The organism is Spirosoma humi (assembly GCF_054776575.1).
Map to the genome: position 1 here is coordinate 940,200 of NZ_BAAHBR010000015.1, position 17,905 is coordinate 958,104.

Sequence of the window (17,905 nt, forward strand, 5' to 3'; positions counted from 1 at the left end):
CGGTACCACAAACGTCACGCTTTGCCTAACTCTTCCCTTATTACTCAGTCAACATGACCAACTCCGTCCGCGCCGAAGTAATTACGATTGGCGACGAAATATTGTTTGGGCAAATCACCGATACGAACACTGCCTGGATAGGAACCGAATTAACCAACATTGGTATTCGAGTAGTTCGAAAAACATCGGTTGGCGATCAGGCCGATGCTATTTTACAAAGTCTCCACGAAGCGCATCAGCGCGCCGATGTCATCATCATCACGGGTGGTTTAGGGCCAACCAAAGACGACATTACCAAAAAAACGCTCTGCACTTATTTTGGCGTCGGCATGGTACGCAACGAGACGGCACTGGCCCTGGTAAGCAGTTTCTTTGAGAAACGAGGTCGTGAGATGACCGACCTCAACCGCGCACAGGCTGACTTACCCGCCAATGCTGTCTATATGCAGAACGATTGGGGCACCGCTCCCGGCATGTGGTTCGAACATGATCAGCGCGTGTATGTGTCATTGCCGGGTGTACCGTTCGAGATGAAACACCTCATGTCGAATCGGATTTTACCAAAGCTGACGGAGCATTTCGAAACGCCCATTATCAAGCACAAAATGATTCGAACCGTCGGTATTGGTGAATCCTTTCTGGCCGAGCGCATCGAAGCCTGGGAAGATGCTCTACCCGATCACATCAAGCTGGCGTATCTACCAAGTTTTGGCGGAGTAAAATTACGGTTAACGGCCACCGGAGACGACAACAACCGACTTGACCAGGAATTAGCTGAGCAGGTAGCCAAGGTTATGCCGCTCATCCAGAAAAACGTCTACGGCTTTGACAACGACGAACTGGAAACGGTCGTTGGTACGTTGCTAACCGATAAGAAGCTGACGCTGGCTGCGGCCGAAAGCTGTACGGGTGGTTATCTTTCGGCTCAAATTACAAAAGTACCCGGCTCATCGGCTTATTTTTGGGGGAGCGTTGTTAGCTACAACAACAATGTTAAAATAGCCCAACTGGGGGTGAAACCCGAAACCCTCGAACAGTACGGAGCCGTTAGCGAAGAAACCATTCGGCAAATGGCGGAGGGCGTTCGTAAAGCGCTGGGCACCCACATAGGCATTGCCACCAGCGGCATTGCCGGTCCTGGTGGCGGCACACCCGACAAGCCCGTCGGCACAGTCTGGATTGCCTGCGCCACCGATCAGCGAACCGTTACCAGATTGCTCAAACTGGGCCAGTACCGCGATCAAAACATTCAACTCACCACAACATATCTCTTGAATATGCTGCGGGAAGAAGTTCTACAATAGTCAAGCATGATGAGCGAAAAATGAAGGGACGCCAACCAATTTGTTTTTCACTCATCGTTCTTCATCGCACCGGCGACCCGGTCTTCACTTAACGAATATGGCTCTTATTGACATGGTCATGCCCAAAATGGGCGAAAGTATAATGGAATGTACGGTCATCACCTGGCTAAAGCAGCCGGGCGATCGTATTGAGACCGACGAATCGGTTCTGGAAGTGGCCACGGATAAAGTGGATACCGAAGTACCGGCCTCGCACAATGGTATTTTAAAGGAAATCCTGGTAAACGATGGCGACATTGTAGCCGTGGGAGCGCCCATTGCCCGCATTGAGGTTGATGAGATCGTCGGTCAGGACACGAACTCTGCCGGAGCACCACCCACAGAACAGCTAGCCAACGCCGATCAGACGCCCGTAGGCGTAGGGGATATAGCCAACGTTCCGGCTCCTTTGGAACCCGATGACCAGGAAGTATCTGCGGTTGCCCACGATCTGGAGGCTAGCATTATGGCCATGAGTACCCGCCCAATACCGGCAGCGAAAGCAGTGGCCACCTCGGCAACGACACTGGCGGGTGATACGCCGATTTTCGACAATCGTTTCTATTCACCTTTAGTCCTGAATATTGCCAAAGAGGAGGGCGTTTCGCGCGATGAGCTCGACCGCATTCCGGGTTCCGGTGCCGAGAACCGGATCACCAAAAAGGATATTCTCGCCTATGTAATTGATCGGGCTGAAGGCCGACTTCAGCCTGCGAAGTATAAGGAACAACGGGTAGAGCAGCATTCTTCATCGGCGGCTCAACCCACGTCCCTCCCCCTACCAACCGGTCCGACGCAGCCAGGTAAATCATCCAACGGCTCGATGAACGGCCAGTCCGATATTATACAGATGGATCGGATGCGGAAAATGATCGCGCAGCGGATGGTGGAATCGAAGCAAATTTCTCCCCACGTTAGCTCGTTCGTTGAGGCCGATTTGACCCCCGTTGTGGAGTGGCGAACGAACGTAAAAGATAAGTTTAAGCAGCAAACCGGCGAAAACCTGACCTACACACCTATTCTGGTCGAAGCCATTGTGAAGGCAATCAAAGACTTTCCCTTGATCAACGTATCGGTCGAAGGCGATAAGATCATTGTCAAAAAAGCCATTAACATTGGCATGGCGGTCGCTTTGCCGAGCGGCAACCTAATTGTTCCCGTCATTCATGATGCCGACCAGTACAACCTCATTGGTCTGACCAAAAAAGTTAACGACTTAACCAAACGCGCCCGGGAGAATAAACTTACGGCTGACGATTTGGCGGGAGGAACGTACACGATCTCGAACATTGGCACATTTGGCAACTTGATGGGAACGCCCATTATTGTTCAACCACAGGTCGCCATCATGGCTTTTGGCGCTATTGTCAAGAAGCCCGCCGTCATTGAAACGCCACAAGGCGATTTCATTGGCATTCGGCAGTTAATGTTTCTGTCTCATTCCTACGATCACCGCGTTGTTGATGGCTCGTTGGGCGGCCAGTTTGTGCGCCGTGTAGCCGATTACCTGGAGCAATTTAAACCAGGATTTAACTGATTCCATTGCGTACGCTGATAGGTCTTGACCAGCATTCAGGGTTTATCAGCGTCTAAAAATTCAATTTCTGACCGTATGAAACAACGCATTGCCATTGACATGGATGATGTTATGGCCGACACCCACGCCAAGTTTATCCAGTTATATCTGGAAGGCGAAACACCCCGCTACACGCTTGAACAACTGAAAGAAAAGTCGTTTCACGAGTTATTCGACGAAAACGAATACAAAGTAATATCCGAACGGGTTTATGAACCGGGCTTCTTCCGGGATATTCCGGTTATGGAAGGCGCTAAAGAGGTTATTAGCGAACTGATGCAGAAGTATGATGTTTTTGTCGCTTCGGCGGCTCAGGAATTCCCAAACTCACTGCGCGAAAAGTGGGACTGGCTTCAGGAGCACTTTCCCGAAATCACCTGGCATAATTACATTTTCCTGGGCGACAAGAGCGTACTTAATACGGACTACCTCATTGATGACTTACCCCGGAATTTACACACCTTTCAGGGAGAAGGCCTACTTTTCGATGCGCTCCACAATCGGGACGACAGTCAATTCAAACGCATGAAGAGCTGGCAGGACATTGCCCGCCACCTGCTCTAATGGCCAACAAGCGGCTCCGCCCTGCATAAAAAAAGCGCCGACTGATCGGCGCTTTTTTTATCTATCTGGCTAGACGTTAAGCTTCTACCTCTTTTTCTATTTCGACTTCAACACGTCGGTCGTGCCCCAATTCCTGCTGAGCTTTTTTGGCTTCTGCCGACGGTCTCAGCCGCACAATGTGAAGCTTGTGCAATAGGCCAATGACGGGGAAAGTGGGATCGAACTCAAACCATTTTGCCCCAAAATTAGCGGCATTCGGCCGTTTGTGGTGGTTGTTCTGAAACAGCTCGCCCATCATCACTACGTCCAGAATCAGGGAATTCTTCGATTGGTCCTGGTTATCGAAGTTCGAATAGCCGTACTTGTGACCGCTCCAGTTGATGATGGCACCGTGTACGGGTCCCATGACAAAGTGAACAGGCAACAGGAAGAAAAAGGCCCAGTGCATGTCTAGGTAGATGAACGCAAAGACGTAGAACAGGCTGTACAATACCGCCCAACCAGCGCGTGATGCCCAGGAATCGCCTACTTTTTCGATGAAGCTCCATTCGGGATAGTTCCGATCAAACTGCCGCTCGATGGGTTGTTTACGGTGCAGAACGGCATTATAAATGTCTTTCGTCTTCCACATCATGGTGAAGATATTTTTGGTATGATGCGGAGAGTGAGGGTCTCTTTCGGTGTCGCTGAAGGCGTGGTGCATCCGGTGTAGTACCGCATAAGCACGCGGGCTTAAGTACGACGAACCTTGCGATACATACGTTAACGCATAGAAAAACCGCTCCCAGAATTTGCTCATCGAGAACATTTTATGGGCCGAATAGCGGTGCAAAAAGAACGTTTGGCAGAACAATGACAAATACCAGTGTCCAATGAACGCGGCCAGTACAATCACAATAATGATTATTAAAGGGTGAAGATTACTGTAACATAAGAATACTCCTACAAAACTAACGAAATTTAGAGCGCTTTGCCTTGCCTTCCTTAAATAATACTTTAATTAATTTGTCGTCGTCGCGTATTGTAACAGGTTGGCCCCCATTCGCAATGCCTGCTGCCGAAGGGGTTCCGGGTCATTGTATACACTCTGATCTTCCCAGCCATTGCCCAGATCGCATTCGTAGCTATAAAAACACACTAATCGTCCCTGATAAATCAGCCCAAAACCTTGCGGTGCTTTGGCATCGTGCTCATGCACTTTGGGCAGCCCACTGGCAAACCTGAATTTCTGCTGGTAAACGGGATGGTTGAACGGCAGCTCGATAAAGTTAAGTTCGGGGAATACCTTTTTCATCTCCCGACGGATAAACTTGTCCAGCCCATAGTTATCGTCGATGTGCAGAAAACCACCCGACATCAGATATCGGCGCAGGTTCTGCACATCGCCATCACTGAACGTTACGTTTCCGTGACCTGTCATGTGTACGAACGGATAGCCAAAAATATCGGGGCTGCCCGGCTCAACAATGTCCTCTTCCGGGAAGATATTCATGCGTAAGTTAGCGTTGGCAAACTTGATCAGGTTTGGCAGCGAGGTTTTGTTTGCGTACCAGTCGCCCCCACCATTGTATTTTAGTTTAGCAATTTTGTACGCATATTGAGCATATGTACTGGATAAAGGAAGACTCAACAGGAGCCCCATCAGCAGCATGCGGGTAAAAGCTACAGTTTTCATAAAGTAAATCAGGATATTGTTAAAACGAAGACAGGTCCGGTTTTGGTTTTTCGCTAGCCAACAAACTGCCTTTCTTCATGAATCATGCCGGAGTATTTTGCTCTTGGTGGAAGCCGGCTCTGCACTCTGCAGGAAACCATACAATATACGAAAAAAGGAACATTGCATCGGCAGGCCGACCGCGAATTGCGAAATCCCTGCCTCACAAAAAACGTTTAAATTACCGCAAAATCGTCGATTTATACCGTTTCCATAGCCTTGCCACCTCTTACGTTTGCCCTGGCTTTAGCAAGCCTGTTCGGTCTATCCGTCGAGAGTAAAAATCGAGAAATCATTACCTTCCTTATCACTGTAGCCGTTTACCCAAATCAGCAATGACCGAAATAAAGCTGGAACTTAATGAAAAAAAGCACGGAGCCTTCAACCTGTATGAGGATGGTGTTCGAATTGGCGAAATGGTTGTCAGTATTTCCGGCCGCAACCTCACCGTTTATCATACCGAAGTCGATCAGGAGGGAAAAGGCTTTGCCCGACAGTTACTAGATAAAATGGTCACTTATGTCCGGGAAAATGGATTGATGGTTATTCCTTTATGCCCGTATGTACATGCCCAGTTCCGGCACCATCCCGAAGCCTACTCAGACATCTGGCAAAAGCCTGATTAATGTAACTTGCGGTGCCTAGTGCTCGTAAAGTAAGTCGCAAAAACGAAACGTACTCAACAGGTAAAGAATCACTTATTCCTATTTTATTATGGCAACAATTGCTTTGTATGGATTCGGCCGTATCGGACGGCAATTTCTGCGTGTTGGTTTACAACACAACTTGTTTGTACCGGTCTCTATTTCTGATATCAGAGATGAACCCACGCTGGCGGCCCTGTTCGCCGTCGATACCAACTACGGTCGCTGGCCCGAGCCTGTTTCGGGAAGTGAAGGCCAGTTGACGATTGGTGAGCGCACGATTCCGTACATCAATTCGGCTAAAGAAGTACCCGACTGGGCCGCTCTGGGCGTCGATCTGGTCGTGGATTGTACGGGACGGGCCACTACCCGCGCTGGCGCGCAGGTGCACCTTGACCGGGGCGCAAAATACGTGCTGATCAGTGCGCCCAGCAAATCGCTGGCCGACTGCGATGCGGTGCTGCTCAAAGGCATCAACCTGGAAACGTTCGATCCGGCCAGCCACCACATCGTCAGCATGGGAAGCTGTACGACCAATGCGCTGGCTGCGGTGGTCAAAGTAATTCTGGAAAATTTCGGTATTCAATACGGGCTGTTCTCCACGGTTCATTCCTATACCAACACGCAATCGCTTACCGATCAACCGATGAAAGACCGGCGTGATTCGTGGGCGGCTGCCGAGAATATTATTCCTTCTTCGTCTGGAGCCGCCCGGGCCCTACAGTTTATCTGGAAAGATCTAAAAATTACCGGCAAAGCCTACAGAGTACCCACACGAACGGGCAGTATTGCAGAGCTGAACCTGATTACCGAAAAAGAGTGCACGGTACAGGAAGTCAATGACGCTTTTCGCAAAGCCGCCACCGAAGGCCCCCTAAAAGGCGTTATGGATGTTCTGGAAGACGAGTGGGCTTCTTCACGAATCGTTGCCGATCCACACTCATCAATCATTGATCTGCCGCTGACGGCTAAAGAAGGAAACCTGTTGTCTGTAGCAGCCTGGTATGACAATGAATGGGGATTTTCAAACCGGTTGGCCGAAGTAGCGGCATTTCTGGCCGAACGGATTGAATCGAGTAAATAACGTTTATTTCTTTTACACCTTTCAACAGTAACCTGTATGCAAACAATGATTGGGATCTCCGCCGAAAACAGAGAAGTTGTCGCACACCAACTGGCTAAGCTACTGGCTGACGAATTTGTGCTGTACACCAAAACGCTCAACGCACACTGGAACCTGGAGGGAATGGATTTTCATTCAGTCCATCTTTATTTCGAAGACCTCTACAAACAATCTGCCAACATTGTCGATGATGTAGCCGAACGCATCCGGCAGTTGGGTCACTATGCGCCCGCTACCCTGAAAAACTTTCTGCAGCTCACCCACCTTACCGAGCAAGCCGAATCGGGCAACGATAGTCGCAGCCTGATCAAGAAACTATTGGGCGACCACGAGAGCATCATCGAATTTCTTCGGGGTAATATCGATGAGTTTGCCGATGCGCACAAGGATGCAGGCACGAGCGATTACATCACCGGTCTGATGGAAAAACACGAGAAAATTGCCTGGATGCTGCGGGCACACCTAAAATAAGAACCCTTGTTCGTAGGCCGTTCTTCCCAATAGTCTGTTGAATACCAGCGTTCAACGGTGATTTGCACTGTCGGCAAGTACATCTGTATTCACTCTACCCCGAGCCGTCTAGACGGCTCGGGGTTTGGCATTGGCCAGTTCCGTTCCTTTCAGGAATGTAAATCTTATCTTTGTCCAGCGACTACACCAGACCCATCGCACTTAATCGGTATTGACTAAAGTAAGCGTATGGCAGGCCACAAGTGCCGCGGTTTCGGTGCGTAAGCGATTTGGCCCCAGCGTCGCCATCTGGAAGCCAGCCGCAATTGCCTGTTGGATTTCTTTATCGGAAAAATCACCTTCCGGGCCAATCAATACAGCGTATTGACCGGCAGCCGTGGCTTGTTTCATTAAATTCTGCGGTAGCTCATCGGCAGGCAAATGAGCAATAAATCGTTGCTCCTCGCCAATGGTTTTTACGAGCTCACCGAATGGCAACGGTTCGTCCAGCCTTGGCAGGTACGACTGTAACGACTGCTTCATAGCGGCCACAGCAATTTTTTCCAGGCGTTCCAGCTTCAGCACCCGCCGTTCGGAATGCTGCCCAAAAAAGAAACTGACTCGCTCGATGCCTATTTCGACTGCCTTCTCAATAAACCACTCGATTCGGTCAATATTCTTCGTCGGTGCCACGCAAATTCGGATGGAAAACGGTCGTGGGGGAGTTGTTTGGGTGTCGGCAATACGAAACGTGCAACGCCGGGCATCGGCAGCATGAATAAGCGCAAGGTGTCGGTTTCCACGCCCATCGGTCACAGCAATTGAATCGCCAACAGTCAACCGAAGTGTTTTAATGGCATGTCGTGAATCCTCCTCAGTCAACAACTGAACGGGCTCGTTGGGAACGATGTCGGGTTGATAAAATAAATGCATACGTAATGCAAAAGTACACAGCCACCACGGCATCTTAGCGGAAAGGAACCCACCCCGTCATTTTTTTGTAATTTTGCTGGATAGATTTCTTACTGTGAAAAAAGTCGCCTTTTATACGCTCGGTTGTAAATTGAATTTCTCGGAAACCTCGACGCTGGCTCGGCTAATGGAAGAGAACGGCTACGAGCGCGTAGAATTCAATCAGCAGCCTGATATTTTCATCATCAACACTTGCTCCGTAACGGATAATGCCGACAAAAAATGTCGGAAAATAGTCCGCGAAGCCCAGAAAATAAACCCTGATGGTTACGTGGCTATCCTGGGTTGCTACGCTCAGTTGAAGCCCAGCGAGATTGCGGAGATTCCCGGCGTCGACGCGGTTTTGGGCGCAGCGGAGAAGTTTCGTCTGCACGAACTCATGCCTACGTTCGTGAAGGTACCCTCGGGCCAACCGGCTCAGGTATTTAACTCTCCCATTGAGGAAGCCATCGATTATCACGCGGCCTATTCGCTCAACGACCGCACACGCACCTTTTTAAAAGTGCAGGACGGTTGTGACTACCCGTGTGCGTACTGCACCATTCCGCTGGCGCGCGGCAAAAGTCGTTCCGATACAGTTGCGAACGTTGTTCGGGCAGCCCGTGAGATTGCAGAACGGGGACTGTCGGCCGCTGCCGTGAAGGAAATTGTCCTGACGGGCGTCAACATCGGCGACTTCGGCCTCGTGAATAACGAGCGACAGGAAACTTTTCTGGATTTAGTTCGCGCCCTGGATGAAGTTGAGGGCATTGAGCGGTTCCGCATTTCGAGTATTGAACCGAACCTGCTGACGAACGAAATCATTGCATTTGTCGCTCAGTCAAAGCGGTTTGTACCGCATTTTCATGTTCCGCTCCAGTCGGGCAGCAATCGGGTATTAGGGTTGATGCGTCGCCGATACAAACGCGAACTTTATGCCGACCGGGTTCAGAAAATAAAAGAACTGATGCCCCATGCCTGCATTGGGGTCGATGTTATTGTGGGTCATCCCGGCGAAACAGACACGGAGTTTAAGGAAACGTATCTGTTCTTGAACGAACTGCCGATCTCCTATCTGCATGTGTTTACCTATTCTGAACGACCAAACACATTGGCCGTTCAGATCAGACCCGTTGTTCCGGGCCATGTTCGGGCCGAGCGTTCGAAGATGCTGCATATTCTGTCGGACAAGAAACGCCGGGCGTTCTATGACTCGCAGGTTGGCAGGGAAGCTACCGTGTTGTTCGAAGAGGATATTGCCGATGGGCTGATGCAGGGTTTCACGGAAAACTACGTTCGTGTGGTAGCCAAATACGACCCTTTACTCATCAACGAAACCCGACCCGTACAGCTGACGACTGTGAATGCGGAGGGGCTGATGGAAGTGAGTGAACCTGAAGGCATTTTCGAAACGCACTGATTATCTAAATAATCTGGCCGGTAGTCATACTGGCCTTTTTTATGGGGTAGTGTTCAGCTTTAGTGCCCGGGAGTTACTGGCTGTTGCTCTGTGATTTATTTATCAAAAAATCTGGTAGCTTTAGCGCTGACATCACCTCCAACCCTTATTTCTATCCGAATGAGCCTGATTGCTAAACTCCTGATTGGCTTCGTAGCCGTTGAGCATATCTATATTCTATGGCTGGAAATGTTTGCCTGGACCACCCAGGGACGCAAAACCTTCAAATCGCTTCCTCCTGATTTATTCGAAAAGACCAAATCACTGGCGGCTAATCAGGGGCTGTACAATGGCTTTCTGGCGGCTGGTCTTATCTGGTCATTGTTAATCGACGACGCTGCCTGGAGCATAAACGTGGCCTATTTTTTTCTAGGTTGTGTCGTCGTTGCCGGCGTTTATGGAGCACTCACAGCCCAGCGATCTATCTTTTTTGTGCAGGCCCTACCGGCAATTCTCGCCTTACTTGCCGTTGCGTTTGCCTAGGCTAGCTTTTGGGTCGATCTAGCTACAGGTTGAATAACTTCGCCTATTTATAAATAAAAACTACCCTTGTTGATACTACTTTAACCACAGAGGCACAAAGCACACAGAGGTCTATTCGGGGAGATAGTAACCCAATAAATCTCTGTGTGCTCTGTGCCTCTGTGGTTAAATTCTTTTGGGTCGACTTGCTAGCTAAGGTGAATGATGACGGGGGCAAACTAGATTTTTGATCAACTCAAGTCATTGTTCACCCTAAATCACTGAACCCCTAAAAGCAGGAGACCGCCCCCAAGCGGGAACGGCTCCATGAGTACAACAAAACCACAGATAAAGCTGTCAGACATTGTAGGCCAGACAGGGTGCCTGTGGCTCTGTTGATATAAATTAATATATGCAGTAAGATGTATGGTGTATAATTTCACCATACATCTTATCAATACGTTTACGCTTCGATGAGGAATTCATCGTGCTGACTTACGTCCAGACCAGACTTCTCGTCTTCTTCCGTTACGCGCAGGGGCAGAATCAGATCCGTTACTTTCAGCATGATGTAAGACATTACGAAAGCGAAGACCGACACACCTACCAAAGCGATCATGTGGTTGATGAACAGTTTCGTTTGACCAAAGGCCAGACCTTCGTCAACAACGGCTGAGTTGATGCCTTTGCTGGCGAAAATACCCGTCATCACCATACCTACCATACCCCCTACACCGTGGCAGGGGAACACGTCGAGGGTATCGTCGAGCGTCGATTTCGAGCGCAGGTGGGCTACGTAGTTTGATACCATAGCACCGACCGTACCGATGAAGATAGCCGTAGGAATCGTTACGAAACCAGCGGCTGGCGTAATAGCCACCAGACCCACTACGGCACCGATACAGAAACCAAGAGCCGATACTTTTTTGCCTTTAGCCGCGTCAAACAATACCCAGGCCAGACCAGCCGCTGCTGCCGCCGTGTTGGTCGTTGCGAAAGCTGAAGCCGCTAATGGCGAGGCCGCAACGGCCGAACCAGCGTTGAAACCAAACCAGCCAAACCACAGCAGACCTGTACCCAGCAAAACGAAAGGAATGTTTGCAGGTGGGAAGTAGCTTGCTTCAAGGTGCGACTTCCGGCGCTTCAGATACAAAGCACCCGCCAGGGCAGCCCAGCCAGCCGACATGTGAACAACCGTACCACCCGCAAAATCAAGAACGCCCAATTTGAACAGGATACCTTCTGGATGCCAGGTCATGTGTGCCAGTGGTGCATAAACGAACAGGCTGAACAGGATCATGAACAGAACATACGACCGGAAATTGATCCGCTCTGCCATCGAACCCGTTACCAGCGCAGGCGTAATAACGGCGAATTTCAGTTGGAAGAACGCGAAGACAACCAACGGAATCGAAGCTGCCAGCGACCAGGGCTTGCCATCCAGCACGCCTTTGAACATGAAGTGATCCATTGGGTTGCCAACAAAACCACCGATCGATGTACCGAAGGCCAGACTGAAGCCAACAACTACCCAAAGAATGCTGATAACGCCCATAGCCACGAAGCTTTGCAGCATGGTCGAAATCACGTTTTTGTTGTTTACCATACCGCCGTAGAAATACGCCAGACCGGGTGTCATCAACAAAACCAGCGCCGTAGCAACGAGCATCCAGGCCGTATCGCCAGAGTTAATACCTTCTGTCACGATTTGTGTAGGTACAGCAGGCATCAGAACAGCCACCACACTAATAATCAGCAGAATGGCAAGAGGAATGTAATTAGGTTTTTGCATGGTACATGAGGGGTTTTTGTTGTACTAGTAAAACATTGAGGTTAAGAAAATGAGGATATACAATTAGAATTTGAAGATGGCAGCCATACCCAGCGTAGTCTGAGAGGTCGTCAATGAACCGTCGTTCTTCTCAAATTTGTTGGCTGAGTAGCTGTCAATCCGGAGTTCAGGCTTCAACAGTAAGTGACCATCAGCAGCGGTGATATTACCCGTTACCGTTATCGAATTGACACTGGCTCCATTACCGGCAGCATCTTTCAGCGCGCGAACATTCTTTTTGTTATCGAATGTTTCGTACCGAACGCCAAGGCCAAACTTATCCGTGAAGGCGTAGTTAGAGTACACGGCAACACCGCCCCAGCTTTGCGACGTTGATGGACCACCACCTCCCTGATAATCACCCTTTTGTGAACCAGTAGCAGCATTCAGCCCCAGGAAGAATTTAGATGTCACCTGATAAGTCGTCGTCAGATCGAACAGTTGATACATGGCTTTGTCTGTTGGAACCGCATCGACCGCCTGAGAAGCTTCGTTTGACATAATCGCGTTCAGGTAAACATTCCAGCCCGTAACCGGCGCGAAAAAGAACTGCCCAATCAGGCCCTTCTTCTTATTATTATCATTCAGGTTATCGACGTTGTTAACCAGACCGATCATCAACGAAGCCCGATCACTGAAGGCATACTGTCCTTTCAGACCAATATGATAGAAAGGACCATTGTTGAACAGGTTAGATAGGGAGTAATTGTAGTTGACCGGGGCATCGATAACCTCATACCCAATGTGTGTACCGAACTGACCGGCAGTAAACGATAATTTACTGGTCGCTTTATACGTGATGTACGCCTGCTTAATCGCCAGCGCCGTAGATCCTGGTCCGAGCGGCCCAATGTAGTTACCATAGTTGCCCAGATCCGAGTATGGCCCAAATGTCAGATCCATGACCGCGTCAACCTTACTGGCCGAATAAATTGCTTTTGCCTGAATCAGACCAATACCGAACTGACCAGCCCGCTGGTCGAATGCCCGGGCATTGCCAACGACACCAGGCCCGTTTAACCCTAAGTTCGACTGGCTCTTCGGATTATTGAAGTTACCGAAGTAGTAGGTGTCCATGTAACCGGAGAAAGTGAATTTCCCAGGTGCTGGTGTAGCTGTGGTATCCTGTGCTTGTGCGGCAAAACCCAAAAACAAAGAACTGATAAGTAAAATTGTTTTTTTCATACTCTTTATTTGGCTGTAGATAACGGTTTCTGTGGTCTTATTTCGAAGCAAATTTTGTTTAATAAATTATCCTACGCAATAGTCAACCCGAAATAATTATGAACTTAGTTAAAAATAAGCCAGTTTAATTAAAATTATACTATTTATTCTATGATAATTAAACAAAATCGCTCTTAATAATATTTTTTATTATATTTTGTTCACAAGCTTATTAACCAAATTTTATTCTCTCTACGATACTCTATTTTCGGCCTAATTATCGACCGTTTTACCGTCGTATATGGCTAAAATGCAATAAGGCCCATCCAGCGAACTGGATAGGCCTTATTGCATTTTCTGTATTTGTCGGTTAAGCTTCGGCGTGTAGCCAGGCTTTTTTAGCCAGTAGAATTTCTTCCTCCTCCACATGGTCGGGGTCGGGAACACAACAGTCGACCGGGCACACGGCCGCGCACTGAGGTTCTTCGTGAAAACCCATACACTCCGTACATTTGTCAGCAACAATGTAATAGAACTCGTTCGAGACAGGGGCTTGCGGAGCTTTACCACTCACAATCGTGCCATCGCCGAAATCGACTTCGTCCAGTTCAGTTCCCCCTCCCCAGGTCCATTCAACACCACCTTCGTAGATAGCTGTATTGGGGCATTCGGGTTCGCAGGCACCACAATTGATGCACTCATCGGTGATCATGATTGCCATGAGCAGTGTATATTTTTATATAGTAAAAACTAGTTCTCTTAAATTGAACAACAAATATAATTATTTAAAGGTTGGCAACAAACTAATATTTCATTACATTAGTTGATGGAGTATTCCATTTGTTTATCTATTTCATGCTTTTATCAGAACGACTGCAAACGTTTGTGGCCCTGGGCGACTTCCTGCGCTCGGCCGACGCTCAACCCGAACTTGCCCAGATTGCTCAACAAGCCAACTATAAAAATAACTGGTTTACCATTCAAAACTCCCTGAATGCTCTTCAGGCAATTGCCAGTGAGTTTCTGGTAGCGGACAAACTCCAGACGTGGGTCAATCGATACGTCGACAACTCAAGTGGAGAGCCCACAAATACCCCCCGGACGGTAGGCGTCGTCATGGCTGGCAACATACCAGCCGTTGGTTTCCAGGACATGCTCTGCGTGTTGGTAAGCGGCCACAAATTGCTGGCCAAGTTGAGTAGCCAGGATTTTGTACTAATCCATTATTTAATACAAAAATTAAAAGAGATTAACCCCGGGTTTGCTGAGTTGATCGAAGAGGCTGATCGGTTGAACGCAGCAGAGGCCTATATCGCAACGGGCAGTAACAACACCGCTCGTTATTTTGAGTACTACTTCGCTAAAAAGCCGCATATTATTCGCAAGAACCGTACATCGGTCGGCTTGTTGATGGGGGAAGAACGTGAAGAGGAATTTCTGAAACTCAGCCACGATATGTCTGACTATTACGGCCTAGGCTGCCGAAATGTCTCGACCATTCTGGTACCCGATGGCTATGACTTCACGCCCCTGTTACGTACGCTGGAGCCACAGGTATCCATCTATCTGAACAACCACAAATACCAGAATAATTACGACTACAATAAGTCGATTTACTTGATCAATGCCATTCCGCATCTGGATAATGGGTATTTATTACTGACAGAAAATGACGCGTTAGTCTCCCCAATTTCGGTCGTGTATTTCCAGACCTACAAGACTCAGGCCGAGGCAGCCGCCTGGCTTACCAGCCGTGCGGAACAAATTCAGGTAGTCGCTTCTGCCAACGGCTGGTATCCGGGCAGCGTCGCCTTTGGCAGCACGCAACGGCCCGGCCTGACCGACTACGCCGATGGCATCGATACGATGGCGTTCTTGAAAGACCTGTAGATGAGTGATGAAGTACGCATGATGGGTGATCTGGTAGATAGCCATCACCCGTCATGCGTACTTCATCAGTCACTCAGTAGCGCCAACTTTTCAAATCGGCCCCTTTTGGGGCGGATTCATCGATGCGCTTCATAATTTTGTCAATGTACATCGTATTGTAACGCAACCGGCTGATGTAGTTGGGCTGGGTAGGATCGCCGTTCCAGCAGTGTTCAGCACGGTCACCGTAGGCTACTTCGCTACTGGCCGCCGGATTCCGCACACTTTTCAGAAAGTCCTCCATCAGATAGACCGCGTTATTGAGGTAATAGTTGTCCATATCCCCGCAGTAGATATGGATTTTGCCCGTTACTTTCGGACCAAGGGTTTTCCAGTCACGTCGCAGAATGTGCAGTAAGTCGTAATGCTCCTTCCAGTAAGCAGCCACCGTGGAGTCTATCTCGCCGGTGAGTTTGTTCCAGATTCGTTTAGGGTAGCCATCCGCCCCTACTGGTGAATAAACGGCTTCCCAAATATCGAATTGATCACCCGAGCGAGAATGCGTTCCGAGCGCAAGCTCCCGGTGATTCGTCTCTTCCAGCGTTACTTTCACCTGCCCGAGGTAATTCCGCTGACCCGGCCGGGGAGTCCGCCGAAAAGGACCTTCCGCATAGTATGCGTTCTTGTCTTTATAAAGATTAAAAACGGTGTAGGCATCAAACGCAATGGGATCTGGGCAGGCGGCAAAACACCCATTAAAATCATCGGGATAAAATACCTGGGCCGCCAGTGCCTCCCAACCGCCAGTTGAACCGCCGTACGTAAATCGTGCCCACCCCTGACCAATGCCACGAAAACGCTTTTCTATTTCCGGCAGGAGTTCATACATGATAGCATCACCATACGGACCCAAATTTTCGGAATTCACCGCGTACGAATCGTCGTAATACGGGTTCGCGTGCTGAATTTCGACGATCAGCATTCTTGGAAAATCGCTGCTGGTCCACTTTTTATAAAAATCATAGGCTTCCTGCGCCACAATTTTTTTATAGCCGTGTATATGGAACCGCTCGACGTAGTCGGTCGTATCCATGTTGGCGGGTGGTGGCGTTTCGCTAAATCCATCAAAATTGTCAGGAAAGTGGCCGTGGTTAATACAGAGCGGATAGTGGGCTTCGGGATGCTCGTCGAAACCGGCGGGTAGCAATACGTGGGCACCCAGGTACATAGGCCGTCCCCAAAATTCGGTCAGCCGTTGGCTCTGAATCCTGATGTGCTTGATGAATTTTGTATCCTTTGGCTCCTCAAGGGCTGGATTCACCTGATCCATGACGACGGCAAACGCCTGTTTCGTCCCAGCTTTAATACGTATTTTTTGCGGCTTACTGACTAAATTACCCGGAGCCGTGCGCCAGTTCTGGCCTTCGCCCCTATCCATGGGCAGCTTCACCGTATGCCCGTCTTTTCGCTTGAACGTTTCGTACTTGTGCAGAACGGCCTGCACATAATAGTCGCCGGGTGCCAGGTCTCTCAAGCTGCGTTTCGGATAGCCAAAGACCGCTCCATCCACCAGCGTTGCCTGGCCAGGCTTGAGACCATTTACGTCGACACCAAACAGTTGTGCCGTTTCCACGCCGTCGCCCACCTGCTGGCGGGGTTCGGGCTTATTGGTTTTCGCGAGAATTAACAGCACACGTCCGTCGAGCGGCTGCTGGCTTTGGGGGTTAGAGAAGGAGATAGAAAATGTAGTCTGGGCGCACGCAACGGTTGCCCATAGCCCAAATAGAAGAAGTAGCTGGTATTTCATTCGGCTGATCAGGTTGGTTGTCAGCAGGTAAGATACCAATTTTGTGTTTAGCTCGCTTATCTTCTACTGATACACCCGCACATAATCAACTTCCATGCGTTGCGGCCAGATGGTTTCGTCAACTCCTTTCTGCCCGCCCCAGTTGCCCCCAACGGCTACATTTAAAAGCAGGAAAAACGGTTGCTCAAACGGCCACTGGGCTTCACTAGTGCCTAAAACTGCTTTCTGAACAGTGTAGTATTTCTGATCATCGACAAAGAAATCAATTTGATCAGCGGTCCACTCAATTGCGTAGAGGTGGAAGGAGCCGGTTACATCGTTGACCGATACGGCCTTTCCTTTCTCCGTCTTTTTGGCATGGTTGTAGGCTTCGGTGTGGACAGTTCCATGAATCACGCCTTCGTCAAAACCAACGTGTTCCATAATATCTATTTCACCACCTCTGGGCCAGCCTGCGGTCGCTATACTCTTCCCCAACATCCAGACAGCGGGCCAGGTGCCTACTCCTTTTGGCAGTTTGGCCATGGCTTCGACCCGACCGTAGGTCCAGGTCGCCTTATTCTGGGTTACCAAACGGGCCGAGGTATATTTTTGACCTTTGTACTCTTCCTTTCGGGCTTCAATAATCAATTTCCCGTTTTCGATGCGGGCGTTTTCGGGACGTCGGGCGGTGTAATATTGTAATTCATTATTGCCCCAACCATTGCCTCCGACCTCATAGCTCCACTTTGTTGAATCGGGCAAACCTGCCTTGGCAAACTCATCGCTCCAAACAAGCTTGCGGCCAGGGGGCGGGGTTGGAGAACCCACTGGCACCAACATATCAGGACTTTTGCACGCCAGCAGAAACACGATAGCCAACGCTGTCAGTAGTTTGATTCCATCCATAATTGATTCGTTGAGAAATGTCTTACCAGGTTAGTTTGATCGACCAAAAGTTCACTGCTT

17 protein-coding genes are annotated in these 17,905 nt (G+C 49.3%); 9 read left to right on the forward strand and 8 right to left on the reverse strand.

Features of this window, described 5'->3' with window-relative positions; all coding sequences use genetic code 11:
* Window positions 1–53: 53 nt before the first annotated feature.
* The 3 genes from ACYU8Y_RS20250 to ACYU8Y_RS20260 all read left to right on the forward strand — a co-directional run bounded on the left by ACYU8Y_RS20250 (window position 54) and on the right by ACYU8Y_RS20260 (window position 3,483).
* Window positions 54–1,304 carry a competence/damage-inducible protein A gene (locus tag ACYU8Y_RS20250; protein WP_460939895.1) on the forward strand — a complete coding sequence of 417 codons (1,251 nt, stop codon included), beginning with the start codon at window positions 54–56 and terminating at the stop codon, window positions 1,302–1,304.
* A gap of 97 nt (window positions 1,305–1,401) precedes the next feature.
* Window positions 1,402–2,880, forward strand: coding sequence for a dihydrolipoamide acetyltransferase family protein (locus tag ACYU8Y_RS20255; protein WP_460939896.1), 1,479 nt, complete (start codon window positions 1,402–1,404; stop codon window positions 2,878–2,880).
* Window positions 2,881–2,955: 75 nt separating this feature from the next.
* Window positions 2,956–3,483 carry a 5' nucleotidase, NT5C type gene (locus ACYU8Y_RS20260; RefSeq protein ID WP_460939897.1) on the forward strand — a complete coding sequence of 176 codons (528 nt, stop codon included), beginning with the start codon at window positions 2,956–2,958 and terminating at the stop codon, window positions 3,481–3,483.
* Between the two features lie 76 nt (window positions 3,484–3,559).
* Here the strand turns inward: ACYU8Y_RS20260 and ACYU8Y_RS20265 are convergent, their stop codons facing one another.
* The gene (locus ACYU8Y_RS20265; RefSeq protein WP_460939898.1) at window positions 3,560–4,378 is read right to left on the reverse strand and encodes an acyl-CoA desaturase; all 819 of its coding nucleotides are present in this window, start codon (window positions 4,376–4,378) and stop codon (window positions 3,560–3,562) included.
* A 105-nt stretch (window positions 4,379–4,483) separates the two neighbouring features.
* Window positions 4,484–5,134, reverse strand: coding sequence for a DUF4159 domain-containing protein (locus ACYU8Y_RS20270; RefSeq protein WP_460940329.1), 651 nt, complete (start codon window positions 5,132–5,134; stop codon window positions 4,484–4,486).
* Window positions 5,135–5,532: 398 nt separating this feature from the next.
* Between ACYU8Y_RS20270 and ACYU8Y_RS20275 the strand changes: the two genes are divergently transcribed.
* The 3 genes from ACYU8Y_RS20275 (at window position 5,533) to ACYU8Y_RS20285 (ending at window position 7,435) form a co-directional block, all read left to right on the forward strand.
* The gene (locus ACYU8Y_RS20275; RefSeq protein ID WP_460939899.1) at window positions 5,533–5,823 is read left to right on the forward strand and encodes a GNAT family N-acetyltransferase; all 291 of its coding nucleotides are present in this window, start codon (window positions 5,533–5,535) and stop codon (window positions 5,821–5,823) included.
* 88 nt (window positions 5,824–5,911) lie between these two features.
* Window positions 5,912–6,925, forward strand: a complete 1,014-nt coding sequence (locus tag ACYU8Y_RS20280; protein ID WP_460939900.1) for a type I glyceraldehyde-3-phosphate dehydrogenase — start codon at window positions 5,912–5,914, stop codon at window positions 6,923–6,925.
* A gap of 36 nt (window positions 6,926–6,961) precedes the next feature.
* Window positions 6,962–7,435 (forward strand): Dps family protein, encoded by a 474-nt coding sequence (locus ACYU8Y_RS20285; protein ID WP_460939901.1) that lies wholly within the window; start codon window positions 6,962–6,964, stop codon window positions 7,433–7,435.
* Window positions 7,436–7,636: 201 nt separating this feature from the next.
* On the opposite strand, the gene ACYU8Y_RS20290 is transcribed toward ACYU8Y_RS20285, so the two are convergent.
* A complete protein-coding gene (locus ACYU8Y_RS20290; protein WP_460939902.1) occupies window positions 7,637–8,347 on the reverse strand; it encodes a 16S rRNA (uracil(1498)-N(3))-methyltransferase in 711 nt (236 codons plus the stop codon).
* A 94-nt stretch (window positions 8,348–8,441) separates the two neighbouring features.
* Here ACYU8Y_RS20290 and mtaB point away from each other — a divergent pair, with 94 nt between their 5' ends.
* Both mtaB and ACYU8Y_RS20300 read left to right on the forward strand, forming a co-directional pair.
* A complete protein-coding gene (gene mtaB, locus ACYU8Y_RS20295; RefSeq protein ID WP_460939903.1) occupies window positions 8,442–9,785 on the forward strand; it encodes a tRNA (N(6)-L-threonylcarbamoyladenosine(37)-C(2))-methylthiotransferase MtaB in 1,344 nt (447 codons plus the stop codon).
* 159 nt (window positions 9,786–9,944) lie between these two features.
* Complete coding sequence (locus ACYU8Y_RS20300) at window positions 9,945–10,307, forward strand: DUF1304 domain-containing protein (RefSeq protein ID WP_460939904.1); 363 nt, start codon at window positions 9,945–9,947, stop codon at window positions 10,305–10,307.
* A gap of 442 nt (window positions 10,308–10,749) precedes the next feature.
* Here the strand turns inward: ACYU8Y_RS20300 and ACYU8Y_RS20305 are convergent, their stop codons facing one another.
* From ACYU8Y_RS20305 to ACYU8Y_RS20315, 3 genes are all read right to left on the reverse strand, one after another.
* Window positions 10,750–12,078 carry an ammonium transporter gene (locus ACYU8Y_RS20305; RefSeq protein WP_460939905.1) on the reverse strand — a complete coding sequence of 443 codons (1,329 nt, stop codon included), beginning with the start codon at window positions 12,076–12,078 and terminating at the stop codon, window positions 10,750–10,752.
* A 63-nt stretch (window positions 12,079–12,141) separates the two neighbouring features.
* Window positions 12,142–13,302 (reverse strand): outer membrane beta-barrel protein, encoded by a 1,161-nt coding sequence (locus ACYU8Y_RS20310; RefSeq protein ID WP_460939906.1) that lies wholly within the window; start codon window positions 13,300–13,302, stop codon window positions 12,142–12,144.
* Between the two features lie 349 nt (window positions 13,303–13,651).
* Entirely contained in the window at window positions 13,652–14,002 is a 351-nt protein-coding gene (locus ACYU8Y_RS20315) for a 4Fe-4S dicluster domain-containing protein (RefSeq protein ID WP_460939907.1), read from the reverse strand.
* Window positions 14,003–14,136: 134 nt separating this feature from the next.
* On the opposite strand from ACYU8Y_RS20315, the gene ACYU8Y_RS20320 reads away from it, so the two are divergent.
* Window positions 14,137–15,171: an acyl-CoA reductase gene (locus ACYU8Y_RS20320; protein ID WP_460939908.1), complete on the forward strand. Its 1,035-nt coding sequence runs from the start codon at window positions 14,137–14,139 to the stop codon at window positions 15,169–15,171.
* A gap of 73 nt (window positions 15,172–15,244) precedes the next feature.
* Here the strand turns inward: ACYU8Y_RS20320 and ACYU8Y_RS20325 are convergent, their stop codons facing one another.
* Window positions 15,245–16,957, reverse strand: a complete 1,713-nt coding sequence (locus tag ACYU8Y_RS20325) for an alpha/beta hydrolase (RefSeq protein ID WP_460939909.1) — start codon at window positions 16,955–16,957, stop codon at window positions 15,245–15,247.
* Window positions 16,958–17,020: 63 nt separating this feature from the next.
* On the reverse strand, window positions 17,021–17,845 hold the full coding sequence (locus ACYU8Y_RS20330) for a glycoside hydrolase family 16 protein (protein WP_460939910.1): 825 nt from the start codon (window positions 17,843–17,845) through the stop codon (window positions 17,021–17,023).
* Window positions 17,846–17,905: the final 60 nt, after the last annotated feature.

What these genes read in the sequence shown, in the direction of transcription:
- ACYU8Y_RS20250 (WP_460939895.1), top strand. Translation starts at nt 54, where the DNA reads ATGACCAACTCCGTCCGCGCCGAAGTAATTACGATTGGCGACGAAATA.
- ACYU8Y_RS20255 (WP_460939896.1), top strand. Translation starts at nt 1,402, where the DNA reads ATGGCTCTTATTGACATGGTCATGCCCAAAATGGGCGAAAGTATAATG.
- ACYU8Y_RS20260 (WP_460939897.1), top strand. Translation starts at nt 2,956, where the DNA reads ATGAAACAACGCATTGCCATTGACATGGATGATGTTATGGCCGACACC.
- ACYU8Y_RS20270 (WP_460940329.1), bottom strand. Translation starts at nt 5,134, where the DNA reads ATGCTGCTGATGGGGCTCCTGTTGAGTCTTCCTTTATCCAGTACATAT.
- ACYU8Y_RS20275 (WP_460939899.1), top strand. Translation starts at nt 5,533, where the DNA reads ATGACCGAAATAAAGCTGGAACTTAATGAAAAAAAGCACGGAGCCTTC.
- ACYU8Y_RS20280 (WP_460939900.1), top strand. Translation starts at nt 5,912, where the DNA reads ATGGCAACAATTGCTTTGTATGGATTCGGCCGTATCGGACGGCAATTT.
- ACYU8Y_RS20285 (WP_460939901.1), top strand. Translation starts at nt 6,962, where the DNA reads ATGCAAACAATGATTGGGATCTCCGCCGAAAACAGAGAAGTTGTCGCA.
- ACYU8Y_RS20290 (WP_460939902.1), bottom strand. Translation starts at nt 8,347, where the DNA reads ATGCATTTATTTTATCAACCCGACATCGTTCCCAACGAGCCCGTTCAG.
- ACYU8Y_RS20300 (WP_460939904.1), top strand. Translation starts at nt 9,945, where the DNA reads ATGAGCCTGATTGCTAAACTCCTGATTGGCTTCGTAGCCGTTGAGCAT.
- ACYU8Y_RS20305 (WP_460939905.1), bottom strand. Translation starts at nt 12,078, where the DNA reads ATGCAAAAACCTAATTACATTCCTCTTGCCATTCTGCTGATTATTAGT.
- ACYU8Y_RS20310 (WP_460939906.1), bottom strand. Translation starts at nt 13,302, where the DNA reads ATGAAAAAAACAATTTTACTTATCAGTTCTTTGTTTTTGGGTTTTGCC.
- ACYU8Y_RS20315 (WP_460939907.1), bottom strand. Translation starts at nt 14,002, where the DNA reads ATGGCAATCATGATCACCGATGAGTGCATCAATTGTGGTGCCTGCGAA.
- ACYU8Y_RS20320 (WP_460939908.1), top strand. Translation starts at nt 14,137, where the DNA reads ATGCTTTTATCAGAACGACTGCAAACGTTTGTGGCCCTGGGCGACTTC.
- ACYU8Y_RS20325 (WP_460939909.1), bottom strand. Translation starts at nt 16,957, where the DNA reads ATGAAATACCAGCTACTTCTTCTATTTGGGCTATGGGCAACCGTTGCG.
- ACYU8Y_RS20330 (WP_460939910.1), bottom strand. Translation starts at nt 17,845, where the DNA reads ATGGATGGAATCAAACTACTGACAGCGTTGGCTATCGTGTTTCTGCTG.